This is a genomic window from Rothia nasimurium, assembly GCF_928391935.1.
Lineage (GTDB): Bacteria > Actinomycetota > Actinomycetes > Actinomycetales > Micrococcaceae > Rothia > Rothia nasimurium_D.
In genome coordinates this window covers 14,616-28,104 of sequence record NZ_CAKMTD010000005.1, presented here as the reverse complement: position 1 = coordinate 28,104, position 13,489 = coordinate 14,616, and the positions used below count along the sequence as shown (strand labels likewise).

At 62.0% G+C, this 13,489-nt stretch carries 13 protein-coding genes; 5 read left to right on the top strand and 8 right to left on the bottom strand.

The window, feature by feature from the left end; translation table 11 throughout:
- Positions 1-16: 16 nt before the first annotated feature.
- Both L7A15_RS06695 and L7A15_RS06690 read left to right on the top strand, forming a co-directional pair.
- On the top strand, positions 17-472 hold the full coding sequence (locus L7A15_RS06695; protein WP_237188999.1) for a carboxymuconolactone decarboxylase family protein: 456 nt from the start codon (positions 17-19) through the stop codon (positions 470-472).
- A gap of 249 nt (positions 473-721) precedes the next feature.
- Complete coding sequence (locus L7A15_RS06690; protein ID WP_237189000.1) at positions 722-1,087, top strand: GNAT family N-acetyltransferase; 366 nt, start codon at positions 722-724, stop codon at positions 1,085-1,087.
- 241 nt (positions 1,088-1,328) lie between these two features.
- Here L7A15_RS06690 and L7A15_RS06685 read toward each other — a convergent pair whose 3' ends face one another.
- The 7 genes from L7A15_RS06685 to L7A15_RS06655 form a co-directional block, all read right to left on the bottom strand.
- Complete coding sequence (locus tag L7A15_RS06685; RefSeq protein WP_237208480.1) at positions 1,329-2,639, bottom strand: M18 family aminopeptidase; 1,311 nt, start codon at positions 2,637-2,639, stop codon at positions 1,329-1,331.
- Between the two features lie 103 nt (positions 2,640-2,742).
- Complete coding sequence (locus tag L7A15_RS06680) at positions 2,743-3,771, bottom strand: CPBP family intramembrane glutamic endopeptidase (protein WP_237208479.1); 1,029 nt, start codon at positions 3,769-3,771, stop codon at positions 2,743-2,745.
- A gap of 61 nt (positions 3,772-3,832) precedes the next feature.
- Positions 3,833-4,558, bottom strand: coding sequence for a hypothetical protein (locus L7A15_RS06675; protein ID WP_237189003.1), 726 nt, complete (start codon positions 4,556-4,558; stop codon positions 3,833-3,835).
- Entirely contained in the window at positions 4,548-5,207 is a 660-nt protein-coding gene (locus L7A15_RS06670; RefSeq protein ID WP_237189004.1) for a hypothetical protein, read from the bottom strand. The genes L7A15_RS06675 and L7A15_RS06670 overlap by 11 nt, the downstream gene beginning before the upstream one ends.
- A gap of 123 nt (positions 5,208-5,330) precedes the next feature.
- Positions 5,331-6,632 carry a glycosyltransferase 87 family protein gene (locus L7A15_RS06665; RefSeq protein WP_237208478.1) on the bottom strand — a complete coding sequence of 434 codons (1,302 nt, stop codon included), beginning with the start codon at positions 6,630-6,632 and terminating at the stop codon, positions 5,331-5,333.
- Positions 6,633-6,638: 6 nt separating this feature from the next.
- Complete coding sequence (locus L7A15_RS06660; protein WP_237212377.1) at positions 6,639-7,154, bottom strand: hypothetical protein; 516 nt, start codon at positions 7,152-7,154, stop codon at positions 6,639-6,641.
- 36 nt (positions 7,155-7,190) lie between these two features.
- A complete protein-coding gene (locus L7A15_RS06655) occupies positions 7,191-7,694 on the bottom strand; it encodes a DUF456 domain-containing protein (protein WP_237208476.1) in 504 nt (167 codons plus the stop codon).
- Between the two features lie 60 nt (positions 7,695-7,754).
- On the opposite strand from L7A15_RS06655, the gene L7A15_RS06650 reads away from it, so the two are divergent.
- The 3 genes from L7A15_RS06650 (at position 7,755) to L7A15_RS06640 (ending at position 11,810) form a co-directional block, all read left to right on the top strand.
- Positions 7,755-10,583, top strand: coding sequence for a multicopper oxidase domain-containing protein (locus tag L7A15_RS06650; RefSeq protein WP_237212376.1), 2,829 nt, complete (start codon positions 7,755-7,757; stop codon positions 10,581-10,583).
- Between the two features lie 123 nt (positions 10,584-10,706).
- Entirely contained in the window at positions 10,707-11,324 is a 618-nt protein-coding gene (locus L7A15_RS06645) for a lytic transglycosylase domain-containing protein (RefSeq protein ID WP_237212375.1), read from the top strand.
- An 84-nt stretch (positions 11,325-11,408) separates the two neighbouring features.
- A complete protein-coding gene (locus L7A15_RS06640; protein WP_237212374.1) occupies positions 11,409-11,810 on the top strand; it encodes a cupin domain-containing protein in 402 nt (133 codons plus the stop codon).
- A gap of 108 nt (positions 11,811-11,918) precedes the next feature.
- Here L7A15_RS06640 and L7A15_RS06635 read toward each other — a convergent pair whose 3' ends face one another.
- Complete coding sequence (locus L7A15_RS06635; protein WP_237189011.1) at positions 11,919-13,412, bottom strand: DUF1846 domain-containing protein; 1,494 nt, start codon at positions 13,410-13,412, stop codon at positions 11,919-11,921.
- Positions 13,413-13,489: the final 77 nt, after the last annotated feature.

Genomic DNA, 13,489 nt, shown 5'->3' with positions numbered 1-13,489 from the left:
CACGTAAGCTGGTGCTATGTCTGATATCCCTAAAGAGTTTTACCTCGATAAGTCTGATCCGGCTGCCTGGGCAGCCTTTGGTGCCCTGAGTAAGCAGGCGGGCGAGTCAGCCCGCGCAGCGGGTCTTGATGACCAGCTCATTGAACTGGTCTGCCTGCGCATCTCGCAGATTAACGGTTGCGCCTACTGCCTGAAGGTGCACACCAAGCGGGCTATCAAGGCGGGACTGAGTGAGAACCGTCGGGCCCTGGTAGGCGTCTGGGAGGAAAGCAGCGAATACAGCCTCACCGAAAAGGCGGCGCTCTTCCTGGCTGAAACCGTCACCAAGCTCCCCTGCCCCGAGGACCGCGACTTTGCCCGCACCTACGCCCGGGGCGTGCTCACCGACGAGCAGTACAGCGCCGTGCAGTGGCTGGCGATTTCGATGAACGCGGCAAACCGCATTTCAATCATGTCGCAGCACCCGGCCTAGCCACCCGCCCTTATTCAGCAGGTTACACAGGCTCACGCTGGATGAAGCCCAGCAGATTCCGAGCGCGCGAGGAAACAAATCTGCGGGCGCAATAGGCGCAAGCCTGACCCTCACGCCCCGCCTTGCGGCGGATTCCGTTCGCTCTTACGTGCTCGCGCGCTCGCACTCGCTCACTTCATCGAGCCAGCAGCTTCGCTGTGAGCCTGCTTCACCTGACTTTTTGGATAAGTCTCATGAAAGGACTTCCCCATGAACGCAACCCTTGAGAACCCGCTTGTTGCTGAGCGCGACGAGGACGGCCGCGGCGCCTACGAAATCTTTGCCGACAGTTCCGGTAACCCGGCTGGCTTCACCCAGTTCTTCACCTACACCGACGGCGGGGTCAAGCAGCGCATCTTCCCCCACACGGTGGTGAAGGAAGAATTCGGCGGGCAGGGGCTGGCATCCAAACTCGTCAAAAGCGCCCTCGACCAGGCTATCGAAGCCGGGTATGAGCCAGTCATTGTCTGCCCCTACATCAAGGGCTGGGTGGAAAAGCACCCCGACTATGCTGCCAAGACGCGCAAGCCCGAACCTGCCCACCTGCGCTTTTTAGCACAGGCCATGCGGGGCTAAACCCTAGCCCCGCACAAACTGGCCAGGTGCAGGGGCGGGCAGAGTGCCGTTGGCCCGCGTGGATCGGGGCTGGCGATGAATTTCGACGAGCCCTCCGGGGCGAGGCGAAAGAATGGTTGCGGGCCTAGGCGTCTCTGCCCGCCCCCATAACTCATGTAATACACCAGGTGGTGCGCCCTGGTTGCAGGCGGAGTGCCGTCGGCCCGCCCCTGGCCCGCAACCGTCGTCGCTTCTTTCCGTGTTAGACCCGGTAGAACCCCTCAATTGCGCGGGTCAGGTGGGCCATGTCGGCTACGGTGGTGAGTTCGCGGGCCGAGTGCATGGAGAGTAGGCCGACGCCAACGTCCACGGTGCGCATGCCTAAGCGGGTTGCGGTGATGGGGCCGATGGTGGAGCCGCAGGGCACATTGTTGTTGGAGACGAACTCCTGGTAGGGAACTTCGGCCAGGGCGCAGGCCTGGGCAAAGATTCCGGCACCAACGGCGTCGGTGGCGTAGCGCTGGTTGGCGTTGATTTTGAGCAGGGGCCCGCCGCCGGGTACGGGGCGGACGGTCGGGTCGTGGTGCCCGGCGTAGTTGGGGTGCACCAGGTGGCCAGCATCCGAGGAGAGGCAGACCGACTCAGAGATGGAGCGGCGGTAGGCTTCGGCGGACTCGCCGCGGGCTTCAGAAAGCCGAACCAGGACGTCCTCAAGGAAGGGCCCGGCAGCCCCGGACCGCGATTCTGAGCCGATTTCTTCGTGGTCAAAGGCGGCGAGCACGGCGGTCTGGGCTGACTTTACCCCGGCCTCGGCGTAGCGGATCAGGGCGGTGAGTCCGGCGTGGACGGAGCTGAGGTTATCCAGGCGACCCGAGGCAAAGAGCTCGTCGTTTTCACCGAAGACGCGGGGTTCGGCGGAGTCGGCGAACATGAGGTCGTAGCCCACGATGGTTTCGGGGTCGACGGGCCCGCCCTCGGCGCGTTCAGCTAGGTAGGCAAGGACGTCACCGGTGGAGTCGCCGAAGCCCCAGACAGGGTAGAGGTTGCCCTGCTTATCGAGTTTGAGGCCCTCGTTGGCGGCGCGGTCCAGGTGGATGGCGAGCTGGGGGACGCGGGCGATTGGCCCGGTGGCGACCAGGCGGGTTTCGAGCACCCCGTCAACCAGGACGGTCAGGCGTCCGGCCAGGCGCAGTTCGCGGTCGAGCCAGGAGTTGAGCAGGGGCCCGCCGTAGACTTCAACCCCTACCTGGTTCCAGGTCAGGGTGCGCACGGAGGACTTGGGCTTGACCTTGAAACCCGGTGAGTCGGTATGGGCACCCAACACCCGGTAGCTCTCGTGGGCTTCGGTGCCCACCCAGGCGATGATGGCCCCGTCGCGCACCACGAAGTGCTTGCCAGTCGCAGCTGTGCTGCCCCAGGCGTCCTGCTCGCCCAGCTCGGTGAAACCGGCGGCGGTGAGGCGGCGGGCGGCTTCGGCCGCCGCGTGGAAGGAGGTGGGGGACGCGGTGACGAAGGCGGCGAGGTCTGTGATGTTATCGGTTGGGTTGAGGTCCTGAAGGTCAGTTTGAGTCATGGAACACATCTTACCGTGCCGGGGTTGATGCTTCAGCGTCAGTCTGCACTTAGTGCCACGGGTAGGTGCTTAAGTACGGCCCTGTGGGACTAAGTACAGACACTCAAGCGGGCAGGTGGACGGTTCGGGTGCGCTGAATCCCCCGCTTCTGAGCCGCCCACAGAACCAGTAGAACGAAAATGCCATTCGAAATAACCGACGAAGTGAACATCATCCAGTCCGAGCCCCCTTGCACGAAGGGGTCAGCAGCCGCGAAAACCCCGAGCACCATAGCGAAGAGATTATTCGCCACATGCAGGGCGATAGCCGCTTCAAGCCCGCCGGTGCGCCAGGTGATGTACCCGGCGGCCAGGCCCATCACGAGGATGGAGAGCTGGGCCCAGAGGTCATACATGTGCCCCAGCATGAAGAGCGGGGCAGGCAGAATAATTGCCCAGGCCGGGTGTTTGAGCCAGCGACCGACGGTTTGAATCAGGTAGCCACGGAAGACCAGCTCTTCAGCGTAGGCCTGGAAGGGCACAATCAGGGCGATAAGCGCCAGCATCATGACGAGGGTTCCGCCCTGGATAGGCGGGCTGGCAAAGAGGAGGCCGATGGTCCCGGTGCCCAGCAGGACGTCCAGGCCCAGGGGAATTACCATCATCAGGGCGGCGAGGGTAAAGCAGAGGGCCAGCCAGCCCCAGCGCATACGCCCGGCAACCGAATGAATCAGGCCCCAGGGGCGCGGCCCCATACAGAGACGGGCCACCCAGAGCGCCGGGAACATGAGGGCCACCGAGCCGAAGAAGACCGCAAAGACCAGCGGGTCCTGCAGGGCAGTGGACTGCGCAGCGGCCATCTGCTCTTCGGTGCTGACGGCATTCACCATGCCACCGCTGGCCTGCAGGGACTCTACAAGGAGCGGAAACATGACGACAGCCAGCAGGGGCATAGCCATGAGAAAGTACAGGGGCACCCCAATGGCAGCTTCGACCAGGGGTTTCCACCAGCGGTGCTTGGGGTCGGCCAGGGCCAGGCGGTGGTAGCCTAGCTCAACCGTCCGGGTAGCCGGGGCGGACGCATCCGCCCAGGGCGCTACCTGGTAGCGTGACTGCGGGCTGGGTGGGGTAGGGCTGATGTGCTGCTGACTCATACCTCCCACCCTACAGGGCAGGTTGACAGAGAAAACCGAGGAAGGACTTTCTTACACAGGCCTAACGCTCAAGAATTCTAAGTAACCGGTTAAGCGATTCAACTGATCCAGCGTCTGAAGACACACTCAATGAACTCTGAATCCCTTTTTGCAACCGATATTTTTGTTTACCGCTTAACTCAACTAAGCGTCTTCGCTCCCCTACGCTAAGAACTTTACTCAGCAGAGCTATATCTGCAAGGTGACGGCTTTTATCAGTGTCCCCATTATTCAAAAGCGCAGAGCATTTCCCATATAAAGCTCCTAACGCTGTCGGGCGGTTAACGATGCCTTGACGCTCGTTCACCTGCACCAGCACCTTCTCGACATCAAATAAAACGAATTGCGCTCCCCGGGTCGGCAGAAGCTTGCCAAACCCCGGGTAGTTCCACGATAGCGTCCTCAAGCTCAACCCAGAGGGAACAAGAACATCAATCTGAGCCCTGCCTCGCACCCACCGATGGTTCTGTCCGCTTGCATTATGCCCATCGACAGAAAATCCGACCAGGTCAAGGGCCTCATAGAACTCGGATACGTTAGCACGACGGGCTCTCACATCAAGCACAACATCGATATCGTTTGTTGCCCGTGCGCCAAGGTGCTGTCTTTCTTCAAGCAGAAGTCTCATGAGACTTCCACCGGTTATTGCCCACCCATCTGGCATACGGAGGGCAATATCAAAGAGTGCACACCAGGTCTCTTTTTCAGCTTCACTAAGCGCATTGATTTTAACGACGTTAGTCTCCATGGCTTAGTCCTTGTTGCATTACTTGCTCAAAGAGTTCTCGTGCACGAGTTTGTGAACGAGGAGTAGCATCCTCATAGAGGTCAGCGGCAATATGCAGACGTGAGATGTTCTTAGGTACATCCCCTATTCTGAGCCGCACATTATGGTGTGCTTTTGTTGCGGGAGATAGAGAGTAGAAAAGTACGATATCTTCTAGCTGTTCCCTGGATACGTAGGCGTCAACGAGAGTTCCGTTTATTCCTGCTAGCGGGTTACTAACGCCGGTGAGATGTGAAGCAAGCTCTTGAGAAAGTTCAGCAATCTCCTGGTGGGAGAGCAAGAAGTACTGCACCTCGAGATCTGTTCTACGAGCAAAACCAAGAAAACAGCTAAAACCTTCTACTTTTAGCTGCTGAAGTCTTTGTTTAGCCCGATGCTTGCGCTGAGGTGGAAGTTCTGGGGAAAAATTGTCAGCAATAAGAGCTAAGTCGTTAAAAGCCCGAGTTGAGAGGGGGCGACCAGCAGATAACTTTTCAGCAGATGAGGGATCTTCTTCAATAACCCACTGATTTCCAAATTTATGTGCCTTTATCAGCCCACGCTGAGCTTTGGCTCGCACTGCTCTGGGGGTTATACCTGCTTTTTGGGAGTAAGCTTCAACGGTTATCATTCCATGATTGTACCGCCTCCGGCACAATTATGGAATGTCTCTCCGTTAGGTTCCGCTTTCAAAGCGTTAAGTTAAACCGTCTTACTCCCCTAAATTTCAGGCGTCCTCGTGAAAACTTGCACGTCACACGGTCTTGCGGGCGGAAAGCTGGCCTGCGAGCGCCCGCCGGTAGCGCACCGCAACCCCAACCCAGGCCAGCACTACCAGGGTGAGGCAGATGATGGGCAGGGCGGACGCCACCAGGGCGAGGTGGGAGAGCTCGTCGAGGTTGTGGGTGGTGGGGTCCAGGCGAATACCTATCCGTATCGGCCCGTAGATTAACCCGGCGCAACCCGTCACGGCCAGGGCACCTACCACCCACCGCAGGACTCGCGGGGCCAGGGAGAAGAAGGTGGGGAAGGCGTCCAGCCAGAGGGCCGCCATGAGCAGGGGCAGCCAAATGTTGTGGTGGGACCAGGAAATAGGGGACATGGCTACCATCAGAAAACCATTGAGGGCGATCTGCGACAGCACCATACCCCGCCGGTGAAGCACCGGAATCAGGTAGGCCACCCCGGCCAGCAGGGCCAGGATCAGGCCAAAACGCAGGGCGGACAGGAGCGGCCCCTCAGTCAGCCCCAGGTGCAGGAGCCAGCCCAGGGTTGAAATGTTATCTACATAGTTGATGTTGCCGACGCGCGAGGGGTCAGAGATAGCGAAGAACCAGAACTCCCGGGCGGTGGCGGGCATGAAAATAAAACCTGCGGCGACGGTAGCGGCGAAGGTGATCCCCAGGGTGAGTACGCCCTTGAGGTCCCGCCGCATGAGCAGGATCAGGCCGAAGGCCAGCGGGGTGAGTTTGATACCGCCAGCGATACCGATGAGGACACCACGGGGCACCCGGGTCGCCGGACGGAGCAGGTCAAGCAGGACCAGCAGCAGGATCAGGGCGTTGATTTGGGCCAGGCCGATTGACCGGTCCCAGGGGCTCACCGTGGTGATGAGGGCCGCCAACACCAGGACGGTCGCGTGGCTACCCAGCAGGGCCTCACCGGGCACAGTCACCCCGCGGGCGCGGGCATAGTTGAGCACCAGAACGGAGATCCAGAGGGCCGCCAGGACGGCGAGGAGGGTCATGACCCCTGCCCCGGCGGCCAGCGGCAGGAAAGCGAAGGGGGCAAACACCATGACCGCGAAGGGCGGGTAGGTGAAAGGCAGGGTGATGGGCTGCCCGTCTTCGAGGTAGTAGTTGTAAAGGGTTTTACCGGGGTAGAGGTCGCCGAAGACTACGCCAGCGCCGGTGCGGTAGACCTCGAAATCCTGGCCGTTGAATATGACAGCATGACGCACATGCCACTGTATGACGGCGAGGAAGAAGACACCCGCCAGCACAGGCCAGATGACGTGCCGGGCGGGGAGGCGGGTATCGAGTTTAAAGATGTCCACTGCGGGTTACTTTTCGGCTGCTTCAGGTGCGGACGTCCCCGCGCCGTTTTCCTGCCCGCCCTCGGGGGCGGGGGCGCTGCCGTCCTTGCGGACGGCTACCAGGTTGGTGCCGCGCTTAGCCTTGGCACGGCCGGGTAGGCGGATCCCGGGCTTCTCGGACGGCTCAGCGGCGGCCTTCTTGGGCAGGGCGGCAATGCGCAGGGCCAGCTCAATCACGAGCAGGGCGAGCGCCGCATAGTAGACGTAGTAGGAGGGGTAGAAGTAGTAGAGGCTGGCGTTCCAACCGGCGATGGTTGCCCCGAGGGCAATGACGGAGAGCGCGGCGATGGTGATGTGGGCCAGGGAGAAACGGCCGGCCTGCTCTCGGTTGCGCCAGGTGATATACACCGACATGAGGGCGAAGAGGACGGGGAAGAAGATTTGCCCGGAGAAAGCCATGGTGTCGTTGGCGTAGCGGAATATTCCGAGGGCCTGGACGATGGCGGTGACGGCAAGGAGCAGGGTGGCTGGCAATGTTTTCACGGGTATTTATTCTACTGGGGCCGGGTGGGGTTGCGCCTAGGCGGTGATGAAGTAGGTGAGGACGCAGATGGTGAAGATGCTGCCTGCGGTGAGGGCGGCGGCTAGTTCGATGAGCATGCCGATGCCCATGGATTTTAGGGCGGCCCCGGTGCTGGTGAGGGCGTGGTTGTAGTCGCCGCCGCTTCGGCGGGCTTCTACGAGGAAGAGGGCGGCGGCGAAGCCGATGAAGAGGCCGACGACGGGGATGAGGAACATGCCGATGACCGCTCCGACGACGCCCCAGAGGATGGAGGTGTTGGGGATTTCGCGTTTTTTGAGGGTGCGGCCGGTGAGGACGGTTTGGGCTGCCATTCCTGCGATCATGATGGGGACGGCCAGGCCCAGGAGCCACCAGCCTTCTGGCCCGCGTAGGGTGAGACCCCATAGGAGAAGGCCGCCGAGGACGGCGAAGGTGCCGGGAAGGATCGGGTATACGATGCCGACGATTCCCACGGCGATGAGGACGGCGGCGATGAGGGTGATGGTGATGGCTAGGGTCATACTGGTCAGTCTACCCAGCTTGATATAATCGGCATTACACATACTAGTTTTGGAGTAGAGATGCCTGAGAAGGACGCCACCCCCCGGCCCGGTTACCGCGAGCACCTGACCCTGGGGACGCGTCCGCTCGATGCCCCCGGCGCACCTATCACCGACCGGCAGGCTAACGATATCGCCACCGGCCGCCGCACCTGGCACCGCAGGGCTTCTAAGCCGGTGTCCCTGTGGATGTTCGCCCTGTTCATTGTGCTCATGACCCACCGGTGGATTCCAGAGTCCCTGTGGCTGATGGTTCACATGGTCACCCTGGGTCTCATCACCAATTCGATCCTGGTATGGTCCCAGCACTTCACCGAGGCCCTGCTCAAGCACAAGCTCCCTGATGCCGCTCGACCGGTGCAGCTAGCCCGCATCTATATCCTCAATGCAGCTATCGTCCTGGTGCTACTCGGCGTTGTGTTCAGCCTCTACCCGCTCACCCTGATTGGTTCGGTGGGTGTGGGTGGGGCCGTCGCCTGGCACGGCCTGTCCCTGCTCCAACAGGTCAAGGACGCCCTACCAGCCCGCTTCGGCGTGACCGTCCGGTTCTATATCGCCGCCGCCTGGCTCCTCCCTGTCGGTGCGACCTTCGGGGCCCTGCTGGCCTATGACGGCCTGCCCGCCACCTGGTATAGCCGCCTCCTGCTAGCCCACGAGGCTGTGAACATCCTGGGGTTCGTGGGGATTACAGTGGTTGGCACCCTCATGACCCTCTGGCCCACCATGCTGCGTACGGTCATGGTGCCGGACGCCGTCACCCGCTCCACCCGCGCCCTGGCAGGCCTGTGTGCGGGGCTGGGGCTCACCGTGGCTGGGGCCCTGGTAGGTCTCGCCTGGCTGGCTGTTGCCGGCCTGTTGCTCTATGCCGGTGCCCTGGGGCTAGTTCTTACCCTCATGGTGCGCACGGCTGCCGCCAAGAAGCCTGCCGACTATGCGACCTTCTCGGTAGCTGCCGGTATGATCTGGCTGACCGCGGGCGTCCTTTTCTCTGCCTACCTGGTCGCCACCTCCCCCTTTAACTCCCTGACCCTGCGCCCGGTCACCCCCATGTTTGTTGCCGGCTTCCTGGCCCAGACCCTGCTGGGTGCCATGACCTACCTACTGCCCGCCCGTATGGGCGGCGGCCCCAAGGCCGTCCGCGCAGCCAACAAGGAGTTCAACCGTTTCGCAGCGGGCCGCACCGTCATGGTCAACCTCTCCCTGCTCATCTTCATCCTGCCGGTTTCCCTCACCGGCTCTTGGGTGCGCACCGGCGCCTCCCTGATCGGAGCCTTTACCCTCTTCGCCTTCATCCCCCTCATGATGCGCGGGGTGCGGGCCTCCGTCAGTGCGCGCAAGGCAATGATTCAGGCCCGGGCCCGCGGCGAGGCCCCCACCCCCGACCCCGAGGCCCTCGCGCCGACGCCCGTCCCCCACCTGCGCAATGCCCTCATCGGTGCCCTGGCTGTGGCCCTGGTGGTAGCCCTAGGGGTCGCGGTTGACCCGGCGGCCCGAGTCCGGCTTGCCGCGCCCGCGTCCACCGGGAGCGCCACCGGCCAAACCACCACCCTGGCCGTCGAAGCCACCGCCGACATGCGCTTCACCCCCGACACCGCAGAGGTGCCGGTGGGCAACCGCCTGGTCATTGAGGTCACTAACACCGACTCCACTAACGCCCACGACCTGACATTCTCCAACGGAACCTCCACCGGCCGCATCAACCCAGGCGAAACCGCCACCGTCGACGTAGGCATCATCACCGGTGACCTAGAGGGCTGGTGCTCGGTGGTTGGGCACAAGGCCATGGGCATGACCTTCACGGTGGTAGCAAGTGGGGCGGACGCCTCCCAGGCAGGCACCAGCGCCGCCGATAGCTCAACCCACGCCGGGCACAGCACCGGCGGGGCAACCGACTCAGTACTAGCCCCCACCGATATTGACCTGCAAGGCGATATTTCGGATAGCTACCAGACCCGCGATGCAGCCCTGGCACCCGTCGCCGACGGTGAAAACATCGACGGCCGCACTGTGCACCGCCACACCCTCGACGTTCAAGAACTCCCCCGCGAAATAGCCCCCGGGGTCAACCTCAACGCCTGGACCTTCAACGGCACCTACATGGGACCCACCCTGCGCGGACGCGTGGGCGATATTTTTGAAATTACACTCGTCAACAACGGAACTATGGGGCACTCAGTAGACTTCCACGCCGGAACCATCTCCCCCGACGAACCCATGCGCACCATCGCCCCCGGCGAAACCCTCACCTACCGGTTCGAAGCCGTCCGCTCCGGCATCTGGCTCTACCACTGCGGAACCATGCCCATGAGCGCCCACCTAGGGGCCGGCATGTTCGGGGCCGTCATCATCGACCCTGCCGACCTGCCCGAGGTAGACCGCGAGTACCTACTCGTACAATCCGAAATCGCCCTCACCCAAGCCAACGAGGAAAACACCCCCCAGGATGGCAGCCTCCTCACCGACGTCCTCCCCGCCAACCAGGGGGCAGAACCCACCCTCACCCTCTTCAACGGCCACGCCACCCAGTACCTCCGCGACCCGCTCACCGCCCGCGTCGGCGAGCGCGTCCGCATCTGGGTACTCAACGCCGGACCCGGAGGTGACCTGAGCTTCCACGTCGTCGGCAGCCAATTCGACACGACCTACAAGGAAGGTGGCTACCTGCTCCGAGAAGGAACTGACCCCTTTGGAAGCAGCGGAGGCGGAGCCCAAGCCCTCGACCTCTCAGCCGCCCAGGGCGGATTCGTTGAAATGGTCTTTGACGAGCCCGGAACCTACACCTTCGTCAATCACGATTTTGCTGCAGCTGAACGCGGCGCCCGCGGACAAATCGTCGTCACCAACGACTAAGGGGGCCCACAGCTCATACCCGCCAACCAGGACGCCCCACCGCAGGTTGAGTGCATCACCTTCCACCCCGCAGGGGCGGGGGCGACTCCCGGGAAACTACACCTATCAAGTAATCTGTAAGTAATGACAAGTGAACGCACGAAGCCGAACCCTGCCCTGCGCCTTGGCGCGGGCCTCATCGCACATTGGCAGATCCTTGCATCAGCAGTTCTGATGGGCGCCGGTGTTGCGGGGCTTTCTGCTACCTACGAAGACTACTGCGGCATGACCGACCTCACCTTCGCACCGGCCGAACTTCACGACGACATTCGCGCCGCCGCCGAAGTAGCTGGCATGCGCCCCGGTGTTCTCGCCGCCCAGCTCGAAACCGAATCCAGCTGGGTCACCACTGCCCAGTCCCACGCTGGCGCCCACGGTATCGCCCAGTTCACCCAAGACACCTGGGACATCTGGGGCGAAGGCGATATCAACAGCCCCGAAGACTCCATCGCCGCCCAGGGCCGCTACCTGGCCTACCTAGCCGAGCGCCTCGCCCCCTTCGTCTCCGACAAGGCATCCCTGCAGGACATTGTGCTAGCCGGTTACAACGCCGGGCCGGGCGCCGTCGAGGAATTCAAGGGCATCCCACCCTACTTTGAAACCCAGAATTATGTGGTCAAGATCGACGAGCTAGCCGCCACAAAATACGCGGTTACCTGCTCCCCCAGCCCTGAGTTCAAGCAGGCCACCCTAGTGCGCTAGGGGCAGCATAAAATACATATCTGCTATACATATTTTGGTCACTACGGGAGATAATGGAAAAACCCAACCTTTAAGGAGACCCCCGTGACCGCTTCGTCCGTTCCCTCAGACCAGCTCTTCCCGCAGGGCAAGCCCGCTCCTGCCGGTTCTTTCACCGGCCAGGCCTACATGCACCCGCTGGCACCCAGTAGCCAGCTCCAGTCGCTTGCCGTCACTTTCGAGGCTGAAGCCCGCACCAACTGGCACACCCACGACGTTGGCCAGCTCATCGTGGTAACCTCCGGCATCTGCATCTACCAGCTCGAAGGCCAGGAACCCAAAACCCTCAAGCCCGGGGAAGCCTTCTTCTTCGAACCCGGCGTCAACCACTGGCACGGGGCCACCAGCGACGGGCCCATGACCCACGTCGCCGTCACCCCCTTCAACGAGGACGGCGAATTCGTCACCTGGGGCGCCCCCGTCGACGACGCCACCTACACCGGCTAGCACCCCGGGTTTCCCCCGTCGTTAAGCGTAAAACCCCGCACTTAAGTGCGGGGTTTTACGCTTAAGTGCGGGGTTGCGTGGAGGTTGCACCTCAGGACGGCGGGCGGTCTAGTGCTTCTGGTAGAGCGCCTTCTTCTGGAACTTGGGGTCAGAGGTGACCAGCATGCCCAGGGAGCGGAAGACCCCCTCGTCCACCGAGCCCAAGATGGTGGTGGTGTGGACGTCCGCCCCGCGCAGGTTTTTCAGCTGCTCCAGGGCCTTGCGGGCGTCCTCGTCATGGGCTGCCGAGGTTGAGAGGGCAATCAGCACCTCGTCGGTGTGCAGGCGGGGGTTCTGGCTGCCCAAGTGCAGGGTCTTCAGGCGCTGGATGGGCTCAATCGCCTCATTGGTAAGCAGGTGCTTGGAATCGTCCAGACCAGCTAAGCGCTTGAGAGCGTTCAGCAGGGCGACAGCCGAGCAACCGAGCAGGTCGGTGGTCTTGCCGGTGACGATAGTGCCGTCGGGCAACTCAATCGCAGCACCGGGAGCGCCGGTGGTCTCTTCACGCAGTCGGGCGGGGGTGACGACCGGGCGGTCGGTTGCCTTGATACCGGCCTTAGCCATGACGACGGCAGCGCGGTCTGACTGGGTAGAATCCAGGCCGCCGCGGGCCTCGTCCACCAGGGCCTTGAAGTAGCGGCGGATAATCTCCTGCTCAGAAGCGTACCGGCAGGCGGCGTCATCGGTAATGCAGTGACCAGCCATGTTCACGCCCATGTCAGTGGGTGACTGGTAGGGGGTAGTGCCGGTCATCTTCTGCAGCAGCACCTTGAGCAGGGGGAAGGCCTCAACGTCACGGTTATAGTTGACGGTGGACTGCCCGTAGGCAGTCAGGTGGAAGTGGTCGATGACGTTAGCGTCATCCAGGTCAACCGTGGCTGCTTCATAGGCCAGGTTGACGGGGTGCTCCAGGGGCAGGTTCCAAATGGGGAAAGTCTCAAACTTGGCATAGCCTGCCTTCACACCGCGCTTGTTCTCGTGGTAGACCTGCGACAGGGCGGTCGCCAGCTTGCCGGACCCGGGGCCGGGGGCGGTCACAACAACCAGGTCGCGGGTGGTTTCGGCGAACTCGTTGCGACCCAGGCCGTCCTCGCTCACGATCAGGTCGGTGTTGGTGGGGTAGCCCGGAATAACGCGGTGGCGGGAGACCTTCAGGCCCAGACGCTCCAGGCGCTGCTTGAAGGCAAGAGCCTTAGCGTTGTCGTCCTCCATCTGGGTGAGCACCACGTGCTCCACCAAGAAACCGCGGTCGCGGAAAACGTCCACCAGGCGAAGGACATCATCTTCATAAGTGATGCCAAGGTCTGCGCGGATCTTATTGCGCTGCAGGTCCTTGGCATTCAGGCAGATGAGGATTTCAACTTCGTCGCGAATCTGCTCCAGCATCGCGATCTTGTTATCGGGGGTAAATCCGGGAAGCACACGAGAGGCGTGCATATCGTCGAAGAGCTTACCGCCCATTTCGAGGTAGAGCTTACCGCCGATTTCTTCGCGGCGCTCCTGGATGTGTCGAGACTGCATCTCGATGTACTTCTCACGGTCAAAACCAATTTTATTCACCATGGAATTCAAGCCTATCAAGACCAGGGGCGCAGACGCCTCCGCCCCAACCGCGTGGCGGCGGTGAGGGCAGGCACGAT

Excerpts from the sequence above, each read along its gene's own strand:
- L7A15_RS06645 (WP_237212375.1), top strand. The coding sequence starts at position 10,707 with ATGACAAGTGAACGCACGAAGCCGAACCCTGCCCTGCGCCTTGGCGCG.
- L7A15_RS06690 (WP_237189000.1), top strand. The coding sequence starts at position 722 with ATGAACGCAACCCTTGAGAACCCGCTTGTTGCTGAGCGCGACGAGGAC.
- L7A15_RS06650 (WP_237212376.1), top strand. The coding sequence starts at position 7,755 with ATGCCTGAGAAGGACGCCACCCCCCGGCCCGGTTACCGCGAGCACCTG.
- L7A15_RS06635 (WP_237189011.1), bottom strand. The coding sequence starts at position 13,412 with ATGGTGAATAAAATTGGTTTTGACCGTGAGAAGTACATCGAGATGCAG.
- L7A15_RS06695 (WP_237188999.1), top strand. The coding sequence starts at position 17 with ATGTCTGATATCCCTAAAGAGTTTTACCTCGATAAGTCTGATCCGGCT.
- L7A15_RS06680 (WP_237208479.1), bottom strand. The coding sequence starts at position 3,771 with ATGAGTCAGCAGCACATCAGCCCTACCCCACCCAGCCCGCAGTCACGC.
- L7A15_RS06685 (WP_237208480.1), bottom strand. The coding sequence starts at position 2,639 with ATGACTCAAACTGACCTTCAGGACCTCAACCCAACCGATAACATCACA.
- L7A15_RS06675 (WP_237189003.1), bottom strand. The coding sequence starts at position 4,558 with ATGGAGACTAACGTCGTTAAAATCAATGCGCTTAGTGAAGCTGAAAAA.
- L7A15_RS06655 (WP_237208476.1), bottom strand. The coding sequence starts at position 7,694 with ATGACCCTAGCCATCACCATCACCCTCATCGCCGCCGTCCTCATCGCC.
- L7A15_RS06670 (WP_237189004.1), bottom strand. The coding sequence starts at position 5,207 with ATGATAACCGTTGAAGCTTACTCCCAAAAAGCAGGTATAACCCCCAGA.